Here is a 14,053-nt window from a genome sequence, read left to right as displayed (position 1 = left end):
TCGCAATGGTGCCCCCGGAGGGATTCGAACCCCCGACCTACGGTACCGGAAACCGGCGCTCTATCCCCTGAGCTACGGAGGCGAGCATTGCAACCCGTCCAGCCTAGCGCAAGTAGACTGGACGATTGTGACGCCACAAGAACTCGCCGAAGCCCTTGCCCAGATCCTCAATGACATCATCGCCGCACGCGGTGGTGACGACGCGAGCGACATCGTCGTAACCGCGCAGGACACGGCAGTTGACCGACCCAAGAACCGTGAGCACGGCGATTGGGCATCGAACGCCGCGATGAAGTTCGCGAAGCGTCTCGGCCAGAACCCGCGCGAACTCGCGACCGAAATCGCAGAGCGTGCCGCCGCGATTGAGGGTGTTGCGAAGGCCGAGATCGCTGGCCCCGGCTTTATTAACATCACCCTCGATGCCGCGAGCGCTGGTGAGACCGCGCGTCGCGTCGTCGAGCAGGGTGAGCAGTACGGCCGCAGTGACACGCTCGCTGGCCAGCACATCAACCTCGAGTTTGTTTCGGCCAACCCCACGGGTCCTCTGCACATGGGGCACACCCGCTGGGCGGCGCTCGGCGATTCGACCGCACGCGTGCTGCGCGCTGCCGGTGCTGACGTGACCACCGAGTACTACATCAATGACGCGGGCGCCCAGATGAACAAGTTTGGGCGTTCGGTACTCGCTGCCGCCCTCGGCGAAGAGGCTCCGGAAGACGCTTACCCGGGCGCCTACATCGGTGAGCTCGGTCGCCAGGTGCGCGAGCAGATCCCGAACCTGCCTGAAATCGCAGCGCAGGATCGCGACGAAGCCCTTGAGCAGGCGCAGGAGCTCGGCTACCAGCTGCAGCTTGCCGAGATCAAGGACTCCCTCGAGCGCTTCAACGTGCACTTCGACGTCTACTTCTCCGAGCGCTCGCTGCACGCACCCGGAGCAAATGGCGAGCTCAGCCCGATTGAGGCCGCGATCGGCCGCCTGCGCGAGCAGGGCCACGTCTTCGAAGAAGACGACGCTATCTGGGTGCGCACGACAGATTTTGGCGACGACAAAGACCGTGTCTTCACCCGCGGCAACGGCATCTTCACCTACTTCGCGGCAGACGCTGCCTACTATCTCTCCAAGAAGGATCGTGGCTTCGGCGAAAAGATCTACCTCTTGGGAGCAGATCACCACGGTTACATCGGTCGCCTCACCGCAATCGCGGGCGCCGCAGGCGACAACACCGAAACCGACATCTCGGTGCTCATCGGTCAGCTGGTGAACCTCAACGGCGCAAAGCTCTCGAAGCGCGCGGGCAACATTATCGAGCTCAACGATCTGCTCGAGTGGCTCGGCAGTGACGCGCTGCGCTACTGGCTCGCCCGTTACCCGGCAGATTCGCCGCTCTCGCTCGACGGTGAGAAAGTTCGCAGCCGCACCAACGATAACCCGGTCTTCTACGTGCAGTACGCCCACGCGCGCACCTGCGCTGTTGACCGCAATGCGGCCGCGGCGGGCATCGACCGCTCGGCCTTTGCGCCCGAGCTTCTCACGCACCCGACCGAGGCTGAACTGCTCGGCAAGCTGCAGCAGTACCCCGGCATTGTCGCTGGTGCCGCCGAGCTGCGCGAACCGCACCGCATCGCGCGCTTCCTTGAAGAGCTTTCCGCCTCATACCACCGCTGGTACGACAACTGCCGGGTGATCCCGCTCGGTGATGCTCCCGTTGAGGACTTGCACCGGACTCGCCTCTGGCTGAACGATGCCGCCGGTCAGGTGCTGCGCAACGGACTCGATCTTCTCGGGGTTTCCGCACCCGAGCGTCTGTAGACTGCCTGGTCAGAGCACACAGTCAAGGCACGAAGGAGAGCACGATGGCCGAGCGCAAACCGCGGTGGTGGCTGCGAATCTTGAGTGTGGTTGTGGTGCTCGGGGTGCTGATCGGTGGTGCAGAGTTTGCTCTGCGCATGATCATCCCCGGAGTCATCGAGGGGGTCGTGCGCGGGCAGCTGCACCTCACCGCCGACCATCCTGTGGAGGTTGAGCTGGGCGGATCCGCGTTGCTCAGCGCGGTGCAAGGGGGAGTTGGAGACGTCACGATCAACATCGACAAGGTCCCGCTTCTCGACGGGGTCGAGACCGACGCCACCTTCCACGCCGCGAAGGTTCCGTTTAATCCGCTGTCCGGCAAGATCAGCGATGGAACCGTCGAGCTCGTTGTGCCAAAAGATCAGCTGGGCAACGTTGTGAAGATGGTCACGAGTGGTGTCGCGCAGACGGGTGAGGTGCAGGGCGGATCGCTGGCGGTCGGCCGCTCGGTCGAACTGTTTGGCCAGCAGGTTGGCCTGACAGCAAAGATCGGCCTCAAGGTGAAAGATGGGGCGGTCGAGATTGAGCCTCAAGGGGTGAACGCGGCAGGATTCGACCTGAACGCTGAGCAGCTTGCTGCCGCAACGGGCACGCTGCTTGACCCGATCCTGAAACCACAAACGGTGTGCGTGAAGGATCAACTTCCAGCGGGCGTCACTCTGACTGACATTACGCTTTCGAGCACGGGTTCCGCGCGCATCACCGCGGACCTCAGCCCCGGTATCTTCTCCGACCCCAAGCAGCAGGCGAAGGGGAGTTGCGGGTAAGGATCCCTTCGCGTCATGAGGCCGCGGTGGGGTAGGAGTTATGCTCCCTGAACCGGCCCCGAGCTTTTGTTCATTAGCCGGACGATCCATTTCGTTTTGGCAAGAATGAGAAGTCCGATGCTCACCGAAATAATGGATCCAACGACTGCATTTGCCACTAATTCAAGCATCCAGAATCCATAAGAATCTATGCCGGTGAAGCTAATCGGGGCAACGATATTCAGCACCACGACAACGGAGCACATCCAGGCATACGTTCGTCTCGGATTCAGTGTGACTTCGGTGCGGGACTTGATCACCCTGAAAGTCAGAAATCCAGCGGAGGGAATCAGTGCGCTGAGAAAGACGATGAGTGGGTTGCCAAAGAAACGAAAGGCAAAGTGGCCGTAGGGGTCGTTTCCAAACACCAGATAATGCAGGAGCAGGTTTGCCGCGAGCGATGTTACGGCGGCAACCGCTATCCCTAGTGGCGCCGTGATACTGTTCTTCACTTGATGCGTTCACTCCTCGGCAGGTTGCGGGCGCGGTCCGCTCTCGTGTAGCTATCCCAGGCGCTCGATAATTTTAGCTAACCCCGTGCTTATGGAACGCTGAAGAACCCACGATTCTCCGTCTTGCCTCACAACCCCGCGACCCGCAGCGCCAACCAGGCCGTCGCCCGGTCGTCGGCCTGGTCCATCGACAGGCCGGTGAGTTCCTCGACGCGCCTGATTCGCGCCACGAGCGTCTGCCGGTGCACGCCGAGCCGCTCTGCGCTGCGCCGGTGAGCGCCGTGCTCGGCCAGAAACACGCGCAGTGTTTGGGCAAGTTCACCGGGCTCTCCAGCGTCGTCAAACAGGGGCGAAAGCACACGCGCCAGCTGATCCCGCGGTGAACCGTTGAGTGCCCGCAGCACAAGGTCAACCGTGGGCAGGCGCGAGAAGCTGAGCACCCGCTGCCCCTCTTCGAGCGCCGTGTCGAGTGCCTGCCTGGCCTGCACCGCGCTGCGGTTCAGCTGTTCAGTCGGTGCAGGATCACCGAGCCCCAGGGCCACCAGCCCGCCCATGGATTCGAACGCCTGCACCCGTGAGGCGAGTTCCGCAGCCAGATCGTCGCGCACGAACCCTCGAATGCCGTCGGACTCCGCCGCGAAGATGTGCTCAGCTCCAAGCTCATCGAACCACCTGCGCAGCGCTCGTTCGAGGTCAACCGTGCGGGTGCGTGCACCAAGAGAGAAGCCGGTCAGGCTGCGTTCGTGAACACCCCAGCGGCGCAGCAGTGCCTGCGCCGAGTCGCCGCCGCCGATCAGGATCTCGTAGAGCGCCCCGCGACCCAGGCGCTCTGTGCGCGAGGGATCGTGGGTTCGCAGCAGCAGGTCGAATAGTGCCGCGGCCTGTGTCGCGAGGTCGCGGGATCGGCTGGTTGAGCTGGAGCGAGTCGCGATGACGAGGTAACCGGCCAGATCCCGATCCGATCCGACCTGATGCACCTGCAAGCCCTCGTGCCGCACACGAACGGGGCGGCCAAGTGCCACCGCGACGGCGTCAGAGATGTGCAACCGCCCGGCCCCTGCGCTCGCGATGAGCTGCCCCTGTGCGTCCAAGAGCACCGCCCAACCGTCGATTCGACGGGCAAGTTCGGCGATAACGGCGGTCACACCACCTCTACGGGCGACCTGAGTGAGCACGTTCATTCCGGCCGCGACGAGGCGATCGGAGGCGGCCCGATCCTCTGCGATGAGGGCAGCGAGTGTTGCGTGTAGTGCGACCTGATCGACCCTCGCGCCGAGTATCCCGGTCATGCGGTGCTCAGCTAATAATGCACGCAGTGCAGCGGAATTCTCGTGGCTCACAAAAACGGCGTTGACCAGGGGATCCTCGACCGAGTTTGTGTACTCAAGGCGGCGCTGCAGCTCGGTGGTCGATCCCGTCACGAGCGTCACGTAGTCGGGGTTTCCCACCACAACAAACGCTTCGATGTGAGCGACGCCGTCAATGCGCGTGCGGTCCGTGACACGATGCTGCAGACACTCGCCCCCGACCGCCCGAACGATGGCCTGCAGATCAAGTGACATGCAGTGAGTGTACCAGCTGGCGAACTTGGTTCTAAAAAATAGACATTTGGCACAGTGACAATGTGCGAATTTGCTACGTAACATCATCCTCGTCACCGCTCGTGGCGAGAACATGCCATGTGGCTCGCCACGAGTGGGTGCTCACGTAACAGCGCTCTGCCGCAGCGAGGTCTGTAGCAACGCACTCAGTAACAAAGGAGTTCCCATGAAAGCCGTGATCTTCCGCGATCCCGCAACCCGCGCCGAAATCGCCGACGTCACCCTCGCCGCCCCCAAGGCTGGTGAGGTGCGAGTGAAGATCGCGGCGGCGGGTGTCTGCCACTCCGATCTGCACGTCAAGCGCGGTGAGTGGGACGCCCCAGCGCCGATGGTGATGGGCCACGAGGGCTCGGGGGTTGTCACCGAACTCGGTGAGGGTGTCACCTCACTCGCGGTTGGCGATCACGTTGTGCTGAGCTGGGTGCCGCCGTGCGGGGAATGTCGCTACTGCCTGCAGGGACACGAAGCGCGTTGCCAGAAGGTGGCGACCGTGGTCGCGCCGAAGGGTGTGCTCTTCGACGGCACCTCGCGGCTGAGCCTGGGAGAGGAGCCACTGCACCACTACCTCGGCGTTTCCTCGTTTGCTGAAGAAACGATTGTGCCTGCATCCGGCGCCATCAAGGTTCGTGACGACGCTCCGCTCGACGTCATCGCCGTGGTTGGTTGCGCGGTCGCCACTGGTGTTGGTGCCGTGCTCAACACCGCCGCCGTCGAGCCCGGCGCGACAGTCGTTGTGATCGGTTGCGGCGGAGTCGGCCTCAACGTTGTGCAGGGTGCGAAGCTTGCGGGTGCCGAGCGCATCATCGCTGTCGATGTTGTCCCAGAGAAGACCACGATGGCGCTGCAGTTCGGCGCAACCGACCGCATCGACGCCTCTGAACGCGACGCGGTTGAGCAGCTCTTTGAGATCCTGCCAGACGGCGCCGACTATGTGTTTGACGCCATCGGGCGCACCTCAACCACCGAACAGGCCATTCAGATGCTCGGTCTCGGTGGTGCGGCTGTGATTGTGGGCCTGCCCCCGACCGGCGCCAAGGCCTCGTTTGAGCCGCTTGTGCTCGCCGAAGCGGATCAGCGGATCCTCGGCTCGAACTACGGTTCGGTGCGTCCCTCCATCGATATTCCGGCCCTGGTCGACCGTTACATGGACGGGCAGCTGATGCTTGATCCACTCATCTCGGGCCGCCGCCCGCTCGATGAGGCGGCCGAAGCGCTCGACGACCTTGAAGCTGGCGGCGTACTGCGCACGTTGCTGATTCCATAACAGACCCCACACTATTCACGTCACTCAAAGGAGAGATGTCATGACTCAAACAACCGAACGAAAGGTCGATGCCGGCCTGCGGGAAGGGGTGATGTCGGGCCCCGAACTCGCGGCCCAGGCCATCGCCAGCATCGCCCCCAGTGCCGTCATCGCCTTTACGGCGGCTGCGATCTTCCTCGGCGCAGGCAACGGCACCATGTCGGCCTTCTTGCTCGCCACGATCGTGATCCTCTGCGTGGGCTACATCGTGTCGATGTTTGCGCGCCAGCACGCCTCGGCGGGATCGCTTTACACCTACGTCGCAAAGGGCCTCGGCCCGACCGGCGCGTTTGCGGCCGGTGTTGCGCTGCTCATCGGTTCGTGGGGGATCGCGGCCGGCTCGCTCGGTGGAGCGGTTTCGTATGCCTCAGACCTGCTGCAGATCTTCGGGGTTCCGGCCACCGGAACCGTGTGGTTGATTGTGCTCGCCATTGTGATCGGTGGGCTCGCCACGTTCTTCACGATCCGCGGCATTCGCATCTCGGCCCGCATCTCGCTCGTGCTTGAGCTCGTCTCCGTGTTCATCATCATGGTGCTGCTCATCTGCTCGCTCGTGTGGCTCGGGCCTGACGCGTGGGATCCCTCGCAGTTCTCGTTCGAGGGTGTGCCGTTCCAGGGCGTCGCCGCAGGCATGGTGCTGGGCATCCTCGGGTTTGTCGGTTTCTCTTCTGCCGATGCGCTGGGTCGCGAAGCCCGCAACCCGCACACCGCGATCCCGCGCGCGATCATGTGGAGCGCCGTGGTTGTTGGTGTGCTCTACGTGTTCGCCGCCTACACGCAGATCGCGGTGCTCGGTGACGAACTGGGCGAGGTCGCGAGCCCGCTGCAGGCGATCAACGAGCGGATTGGCATGCCGGCGTGGTTCGCACCGATCCTGGTCTTTGGTGTTGCCGCCTCGTTCTTCGCGGTTGTTGTCGCTCCGCTGAACGTGGTTGGGCGCATCGTCTACGTCATGGGCAAGGAAGGCGTCGTGCCCGAGCGCTTCGGTCGCACCCACGAGACACACCTCACGCCGCACCGCGTGCTGCTCATTGCCGGGCCGGCGGCGATCCTGCTCGACGTTATTCTGCTACTCATGGGAACGCACCCCATGGACATCACCGTGTGGGTCGACACCTACGGCACCTACGGGTACATGGTCGCGTACGCACTCGTGGCGATTGCCGGGGTTGTGTACACGAGGCGCAAGGGCATGAAGAACACACTCGTGTGGATCTGCGCCGTTGTGGCGGTCGTCGCGATGGCGTACGTGTTTGTCGCCAACGTGTACCCCGTTCCAGCGTTTCCAATCAACGTGATTCCCTACCTCTTTGTTGCGACCATGCTGATCGCGTTTGCGCGATTCTGGTGGATCAAGGCGAATCGTCCCGAGGTTCTCAATAACGTCGGCAATACGCACACCGAGATGCTTGAGGGTGTGGGCTAGTCATTTTCTTGCACGACCCCATCGCGCCCGCTGGACTTCGGTCTGGCGGGCGCGTTTGCAAGCCGGATAGATCACCCACAATTCACCCTCAGATCACCTTTTTCCTCCTTCAAGTGCGAAGTGCGTCGGAGTAGAGTCGGGGGACCCAGTGGTAACCCGGTGGGTCGGAACGAGAGAACGGATGCGATCGATGTGCACACGAGTTGTATGGCCAGACGCTAACGGATCGGTGATTGTCGGACGAAACATGGACTTCCACATGGATCTCCTGACGAACCTCTGGAAGATGCCTCGAGGAATGAAGCGCACGGACGGCGCCAATGGCACCCTCACCTGGACTTCGAAGTACGGCAGTATCATCGCGACCGCGTTTGATCTCATCGCGACTGACGGAATGAACGAGGAAGGCTTCGCCGGACACATCCTGTGGCTCGTTGAGTCGGACTATGGCAAGCCAGATGCCAACGCCACTCAGCTGAGCCAGGCCGTCTGGCTGCAGTACTACCTTGACAACTTCGCTACCGTCGCCGAGGCCGTCGAATGGACAAAGAGCTCGCAGGTTGAGATTGCGCAGCTCTTCGATCCCACCGGCCATCTCGTCCCTACGCTCCACCTCGCCATCAACGATGCAACCGGGGACTCTGCGATCATCGAGTACGTCGAGGGTAAGCCCAAGGTCTACCACAGCCGCGACTATCAGGTCATGACCAACTCCCCGACGTTCGATAAGCAGCTCGAGCTCGTGAAGCAGGTCGAGGGCCTCGGTGGTGACAAACCACTCCCCGGGTCGACACTCGCGAGCGATCGCTTCGCGCGGGCCTCGTACTATGTCGCGCACCAGGTGCAGCCGAAGACGCAGATCGATGCGATGTCGGCCATGTTCAGCATTATCCGCAACGCTGCGCAGCCATTCCGCACCCCAGAACCGGGCAAGCCTGACGCGTCGCAAACGATCTGGCAGGTCGTGCTTGACCTCACCAATAAGCGCTACGCATTCGAGTCAACGACGCGGCCAAACATCGTCTGGGTCGACCTCGACAAAGTGAGCTTCAATGAGGGTACGAAGGTGCTCAAGCTCGACCTGGTGGGTCGGCTCGCTCTCGAGGGGGGTGTCACGGGTGACGCCAGTCACAAGTTCACCGACCCGGGGGAGCTGACCGAGGATCTCCTCGCTGTCGGCCTCGATGCGCTTGAGCTGGTGGCGCGGAAGCAGGATGAGTTCGCCAAGGTAAAGAAAGCCGTGCAAGAGCTGGTCGGTACGCACACGCCCGCGTAGAGACGGGCCACGCGGCTCTCTCACACAACCCATCGCGCCCGCTGGACTTCGGTCTAGCGGGCGCGTTTGTATTATGCTGAAAGTTCGTAATATGAATACATACTTACATTAGGAGAATCGATGAAGATTCAACACCTCTTGCCCGTCGCTGCCATCGTCGCAGCGCTTGCCTTGAGCGGTTGTGTTACGAACACTGAGGGCGAAGTTCAGGGAGGTACTGAACGCGTCAGTGTTGAGGTTGATAAAGCGGCGAGCGAGTTGGTGCCGGCCGACATCAAAAAGAGCGGCGAGATTGTGATCGGTACTCACACGCCATACCCGCCGAACGAGTACCGCGATGAAAAGAACAACTACGCGGGGTGGGCCGTGATCCTCACCGAGGCCGTCGTGTCGAAGCTGGGACTGAAGCCCGTGTGGCAAGAATCGTCGTTCGAGACGATCATCCCCAACATTCAAGAGGGCGCCATGGATATGGGATCGGCCTCGTTTACCGACAACAAGGAACGGCAGAAGGTCGTCGACTTTGTGAACTACTACGAGGCCGGTGTGCTCTGGGTGGCGCCCACGGGAGAGCCGGTCGACCCGAATGACGCATGCGGCCACGTGATTGCCGTCAAACAGGGTTCGTTCCAGCACCTCGACGAACTGCCGGCAAAGTCAAAGAAGTGCGAGTCAGAGGGTAAAAAGCCCATTGAAATGGTGCCGTTTGACGATCAAGCCCAGGTCACCAATGCGGTGCGACTGGGCAAGGCCGAGGCTTTCTCTGCCGATTCGCCCGTCTCCCTCGACGCGATCGCACAGAGCAACGACCAGCTTGAGCCGTCTGGCGAGGCGTTCGACATGACACCCTACGGTTTTGTGGTCGACAAGGGTTCACCCATGGGCGAGGCTCTGCAGAAGGCGCTGCAATCGCTCATCGACGACGGCACCTACACGAAGATCCTCAAAGACGCGGGTGTCGAAGCCGGCGGGGTGACAAAAGCGACGATCAACGCGGGGTAGTTACGCGTTCCAGAGATCGCGGTAGTAATTGAGCCGATCTCGGTCAGGATCGCAGCCGTACGTGCTCCAAAAAAGATCCTCGTTGTGGGTGGCGTAGTTCCACCCCAGCGACATCGTCGCTGCGGCGAGATCGGCCCAGCGATCCGCAAGACCCAGGCGGGCGAGGTCAACATGCGCAGCGAACTCGCCTGCGTTTCCAATCAGCGTGTTGGGGGCGCAGGCGTCGCCGTGGCACACCACGAGCTTGTCTATCGAGGGCGCCTGCTGGAGTGACTCCGGCACGTCGGCTCCCGTTGCGATGACCTCCGCGATCCTGGTCTCGACGCCCCAGTCAAACGGGCACGATGCTGTCGGCAGTGAGTGCAGGGCGCGAAGCCCCTCGGCAATCGTCCTCACGGCGTCATCGGGTCGGGCGAGCCACACCGAATCAACGGCAGAGCGGCCTGGAAGAGCTTGTGTGATCAGTAATTCGGAGCCGTCGTTCTCAATGAGATCAAGGACCTCGGGGGCAGGATGTCTGCCGCGAAGCCACTCGAGCCGTTCTGCCTCGGCTGCCAGCGACTCACCGGATCCCGCCGGGTTCCACTTGATGAACCGAGGCTGCCCACTCTCAACTCGCCCAGTGAGCCCGCCGGCCCTGTTGAGCCACACCAGAGTGACCGGAGCGCCCGCCGCATCCAGCATTGCCTGCGGCACAGGGTGGCCGGGGGCAGGGGCACTCGCGAGGCTCATGGCAGGAGCGTATCATCGCGGTTTATACGTAACAAAAGCTGGCGATTCCGCGAGGGCAACGCTAGCCTTCATATATGAGTAATGGTGCTGATACGAAACGTAATAGAGGAATCTTGACCCCCGAGCAGCTGCGGCAGTGGGACGAGGAGCTTGCGTCGGATCCCGCCGCGCGTCTGGCAATGAACGCCGTGACGCGCACCGCGATCGACGAGGTGGCGCTCGACCGCGAGCGTTTGCTGAACGTGCCGCTCAGCATGTCACACCGCCTCGACAATTGGGAGGCGTCAGACCAGAAGCGTTCTGGGCGCTGCTGGCTGTTCGCTGCGCTCAACCTGCTGCGCTCCGACGCCCGCAAGAAGCTCAACGTGAAGAACTTCGAGTTCAGCCAGAACCACGCGATGTACTGGGACAAGATCGAACGGGCGAACTACTTTCTCGAAGACATGATTGGCCTGGCCGAAACTGCGCCCGATGATCGTGTCACCATGTTTTTGCTCGGCAACGTGCTCGACGACGGTGGCCAGTGGAACATGGAGGTTGCCGTCTTCGAGAAGCACGGTGTTGTGCCGAAGGCGCTGATGCCCGAGACTGAGTCCTCCTCGAACACCTCCCGCATGAACGACTCGCTGCGCACGCTGCTGCGTAAAGGCGCCCGCCTGCTGCGCGAGGCCGTCGCGGCCGGGCAAACCGAAGCCGAAGTGACCGCGCTGAAGCAGTCGATCCTGCGCGACGCCCACCGCGTGCTCACGATCCACCTCGGAGTGCCACCGCAGAACTTCGAGTGGCGCTGGAACGACGACGACACCTTCCACGAGGGCGGCAACTTCACGCCGCAGAGTTTCTTGGCAGAGTTCACCGACATCACACTCAGCGACTACGTCTGCCTCATCGACGATCCCCGCGCGGAGCACCCCAAGGGCCGCGGTTACACCGTTGCGCACCTCGGCAACGTGGTGGGTGGGGATCCCGTGCTCTACCTCAACACCGACACTGACACGATGAAGCGTCTCGCGGCCGAGACGATCGTCGCGGGGGAGCCCGTTTGGTTTGGCTGCGACGTGGATCCGCAGATGGAATCGAAGCAGGGCGTGTGGTCTGCGAACCTCATCGACTACTCCGCTGTCTACGGCGTCGACCTCGCCACCACAAAGGAAGATCGTGTGCGCTACGGCGACTCGGCGATGACCCACGCCATGCTCTTCACCGGCGTTGACCTTGTCGACAGCACACCCCGCCGCTGGCGCGTCGAGAACAGTTGGGGCATCGAGAAGTTCGACAAGGGATTCTGCACGATGGACGACTCATGGTTCGACGAGTACGTGTTCGAGGTTGTCGTCCACAAGGATCGCCTGCCCGCCGAGCTGCGCGAGGCGCTGACGGCGACTCCCACGGCGCTCGATCCGTGGGACCCGATGGGGGCGCTGGCCTAGAGCGACTCGCGTATCAGGGATCCGATGTCGCGCATCGAGGCGAGCACCCCGTCGCGGGCATCGGATCCCGAACGCCAGTTTGCGATAGCGGCGTAGGCGATGCGGCGGTCGCGCGACATCACGAGCCCCATATCGGCCCGCACAGTCGAGATGGTGCCGGTTTTGTTCCACAGCCACACGTCGCGGTCGTACTCGTAGTGGGCGAGCGGATCGAGCCCAAACGCCGAGGCCACCATCGACAGATCCATGCCCGCGCCGAGCCAGCGCTGCAGCGTATCGCTTGAGGTGGGGGAGAGATCCTCACCCCGCACCGTGCGAGCCACAAACCGCACCAACTCGGACGCGTTTGCGCGGGAGAGTGTGGTCGGCGAGCCGACCGGGTGCGGCCAGCGCACGATGTCGTCGAGCGACGAGTGCGCGTAGCCCAGCGCGCGGGTGTGCGCCTGCACTACTGGCAATCCGATCACCCGGCAGAGCGTGTTGGTGGCGGCATTGTCGCTGACCGCGCCGATCAGCGCGGCAACGTCGTAGAGCGAGAGGGCGTCGGCCTGCAGCAGGTACCAGAGCCCCGAGTTGTCCATCCACTCGACGGGCCGCCGCGTGACACGCTCTTCGAGGGAGCGTGTGCCTGCGTCGGCCTCAGTGAGCAGCCGGTGTAGCAGAAAGACCTTGCCGATGCTGGCGGTGTTCAGCACACGCTCGGGTTCGACACGAAGCAGTTCCTCGCCCGAGTCGATGTCGAGGGCGAGCACCGACCACTGTGTTTCGTGGTCGGAGAACAGGTCAACGCTCACGCGGCCGCATCCTCGCGAGCACGACCGGTCACCGCGAAGCGAATTTGCTCGCCAATCTCACGCATGGTGTCAATCACAGGCACACGCAGATCGGTGTCGAGGCCCTTCCAGTTTGCGGCGACCGCGTAGGCGACCGATCCGCGCGGCCCCGAAACAAAGCCGATGTCGACCCGTGCGAAGTCGGTGCTGCCGGTTTTGTTGCGAAGCTGCACACCCTGATAATCGGGGCCGAGGTGCGCGAGGGAATCGACGGAGAACGCGTCCGCGACGAGGGTGGTGTCGGCGTTCGAGCCGAGCCACTCGAGTACGCGGGCGCTCACCGCTGCGGAGACCACGTCTCCTGCCGCGAGCCGTCGCATGACATCGGCGAGTTCGCGGGCGGTTCCGTAGGAGGGTGTCCACGGCAACTCGGGTGTGCGCTCGTCGCGCAGGTAGTCGTGCAGCGCGGTGTCGCGGTACCCGAGATCGGGTGCCACCTGACGAACGGTCTCCAGACCGCACAGGTGGATCAGTGCGTTTGTCGCGAGGTTGTCACTGAACGCGCCAACGAGCAGCGCCATGTCAGCAACACACAGGTCTTTGTCGCGCATCAGGTACAGCAGTCCAGAGTCTGCGACCCCGTACTCGTCAGGTACGGCGACTCGCTGGTCAAGGCTCAGCGTTCCCGCTTCGATTCGCCGCGCGACCTCGACAAGCAGAAACACCTTGCCGATGCTCGCCGTCTCGCACTGCGTGTCCGGTTCGTACTCGAGCAGCGGATCCCCACTCGTTCCGTGCACTACTCGGATACTCCACTTTGCGCGAGGATCGAGGGGCGGCAGCACCATCTCGGGAGTCACGCGTGGCCCCCTGCGACGGTGAGCCGCGGGCTATCGCCGCTCGCGTCGAGTCTGCCATCCACGTTCAACGGAACGGTGAGTGCCTCGGGATCGTGACCGAACCCCTGCTCCCACAACACCGGGATGCCTCGGTCGCCCAGGTACTCGTGCATGAGGTCACGGATCTCGTCTGACTCGCCGCACTCGTACCAGGAGCCGAGCACGATGCCCTCGGCCGCAGCGAGGCGCCCAGCGCGCTCCAGCTGAATCAGCAGGTTGTCGAGTCTGTAGACCTCCTCGCTGATGTCCTCCAGAAACAGGATTCCGGGCGCCTTTTCCGGTGTGAGAAGTGCGCCGATCCCTGCCCCGAGCAGACTGAGATTGCCTCCGGTGAAGCGAGCCTCCGCAACACCCGGCGCGAGAATCTCGGTCTTTGGGCCGATGATTTCGCGGCCGCCCCAGGGTTCGAACAGCCAGCGGTGCACGTCTTCGCGAACAAACTCAGAGTTGCGAAACACATCCGTGCCAGCCATCGGGCAGAAGAGGCCGGCTACATCGAGGTGC

General features: G+C 62.8%; 13 protein-coding genes and 1 tRNA gene. 7 read left to right on the top strand and 7 right to left on the bottom strand.

Going from position 1 to position 14,053, the window contains the following annotated elements; all coding sequences use genetic code 11:
* Positions 1 to 6: 6 nt before the first annotated feature.
* Positions 7 to 82, bottom strand: a tRNA-Arg gene (locus G7068_RS05535).
* Positions 83 to 127: 45 nt separating this feature from the next.
* On the opposite strand from G7068_RS05535, the gene argS reads away from it, so the two are divergent.
* Together argS and G7068_RS05525 are read left to right on the top strand one after the other, a co-directional pair.
* Positions 128 to 1,810, top strand: coding sequence for an arginine--tRNA ligase (argS, locus tag G7068_RS05530; protein ID WP_166290024.1), 1,683 nt, complete (start codon positions 128 to 130; stop codon positions 1,808 to 1,810).
* A gap of 44 nt (positions 1,811 to 1,854) precedes the next feature.
* Positions 1,855 to 2,616, top strand: coding sequence for a DUF2993 domain-containing protein (locus tag G7068_RS05525; RefSeq protein WP_166290021.1), 762 nt, complete (start codon positions 1,855 to 1,857; stop codon positions 2,614 to 2,616).
* Between the two features lie 38 nt (positions 2,617 to 2,654).
* Here the strand turns inward: G7068_RS05525 and G7068_RS05520 are convergent, their stop codons facing one another.
* Both G7068_RS05520 and G7068_RS05515 read right to left on the bottom strand, forming a co-directional pair.
* Positions 2,655 to 3,107, bottom strand: a complete 453-nt coding sequence (locus G7068_RS05520; protein WP_166290018.1) for a hypothetical protein — start codon at positions 3,105 to 3,107, stop codon at positions 2,655 to 2,657.
* Between the two features lie 128 nt (positions 3,108 to 3,235).
* Positions 3,236 to 4,669, bottom strand: coding sequence for a PucR family transcriptional regulator (locus tag G7068_RS05515; protein WP_166290015.1), 1,434 nt, complete (start codon positions 4,667 to 4,669; stop codon positions 3,236 to 3,238).
* A gap of 205 nt (positions 4,670 to 4,874) precedes the next feature.
* Here G7068_RS05515 and G7068_RS05510 point away from each other — a divergent pair, with 205 nt between their 5' ends.
* From G7068_RS05510 to G7068_RS05495, 4 genes are all read left to right on the top strand, one after another.
* Positions 4,875 to 5,972, top strand: coding sequence for an alcohol dehydrogenase catalytic domain-containing protein (locus G7068_RS05510; protein WP_166290012.1), 1,098 nt, complete (start codon positions 4,875 to 4,877; stop codon positions 5,970 to 5,972).
* Positions 5,973 to 6,012: 40 nt separating this feature from the next.
* Positions 6,013 to 7,437, top strand: coding sequence for an APC family permease (locus tag G7068_RS05505; RefSeq protein ID WP_166290009.1), 1,425 nt, complete (start codon positions 6,013 to 6,015; stop codon positions 7,435 to 7,437).
* Between the two features lie 181 nt (positions 7,438 to 7,618).
* Positions 7,619 to 8,713, top strand: coding sequence for a linear amide C-N hydrolase (locus G7068_RS05500; protein WP_341873765.1), 1,095 nt, complete (start codon positions 7,619 to 7,621; stop codon positions 8,711 to 8,713).
* A gap of 120 nt (positions 8,714 to 8,833) precedes the next feature.
* Positions 8,834 to 9,715 (top strand): ABC transporter substrate-binding protein, encoded by an 882-nt coding sequence (locus tag G7068_RS05495; RefSeq protein ID WP_166290003.1) that lies wholly within the window; start codon positions 8,834 to 8,836, stop codon positions 9,713 to 9,715.
* On the opposite strand, the gene G7068_RS05490 is transcribed toward G7068_RS05495, so the two are convergent.
* A complete protein-coding gene (locus G7068_RS05490) occupies positions 9,716 to 10,447 on the bottom strand; it encodes an aminoglycoside 3'-phosphotransferase (RefSeq protein ID WP_166290000.1) in 732 nt (243 codons plus the stop codon).
* 74 nt (positions 10,448 to 10,521) lie between these two features.
* Between G7068_RS05490 and G7068_RS05485 the strand changes: the two genes are divergently transcribed.
* Positions 10,522 to 11,877, top strand: coding sequence for a C1 family peptidase (locus G7068_RS05485; protein WP_166289997.1), 1,356 nt, complete (start codon positions 10,522 to 10,524; stop codon positions 11,875 to 11,877).
* Here G7068_RS05485 and G7068_RS05480 read toward each other — a convergent pair.
* Genes G7068_RS05480 through G7068_RS05470 form a run of 3 tightly spaced genes read right to left on the bottom strand, consistent with a single transcriptional unit; the run spans position 11,874 to position 14,022 of the window.
* Complete coding sequence (locus G7068_RS05480) at positions 11,874 to 12,671, bottom strand: serine hydrolase (RefSeq protein WP_166289994.1); 798 nt, start codon at positions 12,669 to 12,671, stop codon at positions 11,874 to 11,876. The genes G7068_RS05485 and G7068_RS05480 overlap by 4 nt on opposite strands.
* Positions 12,668 to 13,510 (bottom strand): serine hydrolase, encoded by an 843-nt coding sequence (locus tag G7068_RS05475; RefSeq protein ID WP_244304703.1) that lies wholly within the window; start codon positions 13,508 to 13,510, stop codon positions 12,668 to 12,670. Before G7068_RS05475 ends, G7068_RS05480 begins: the two co-directional genes overlap by 4 nt.
* The gene (locus G7068_RS05470) at positions 13,507 to 14,022 is read right to left on the bottom strand and encodes an LD-carboxypeptidase (protein ID WP_166289991.1); all 516 of its coding nucleotides are present in this window, start codon (positions 14,020 to 14,022) and stop codon (positions 13,507 to 13,509) included. The genes G7068_RS05475 and G7068_RS05470 overlap by 4 nt, the downstream gene beginning before the upstream one ends.
* Positions 14,023 to 14,053: the final 31 nt, after the last annotated feature.

The sequence above is a fragment of the Leucobacter viscericola genome (genome assembly GCF_011299575.1).
In the GTDB taxonomy this organism is placed as follows: domain Bacteria; phylum Actinomycetota; class Actinomycetes; order Actinomycetales; family Microbacteriaceae; genus Leucobacter; species Leucobacter viscericola.
Note: the sequence above shows the minus strand (reverse complement) of the source record. Positions and strands in the feature narration are given on the sequence as shown.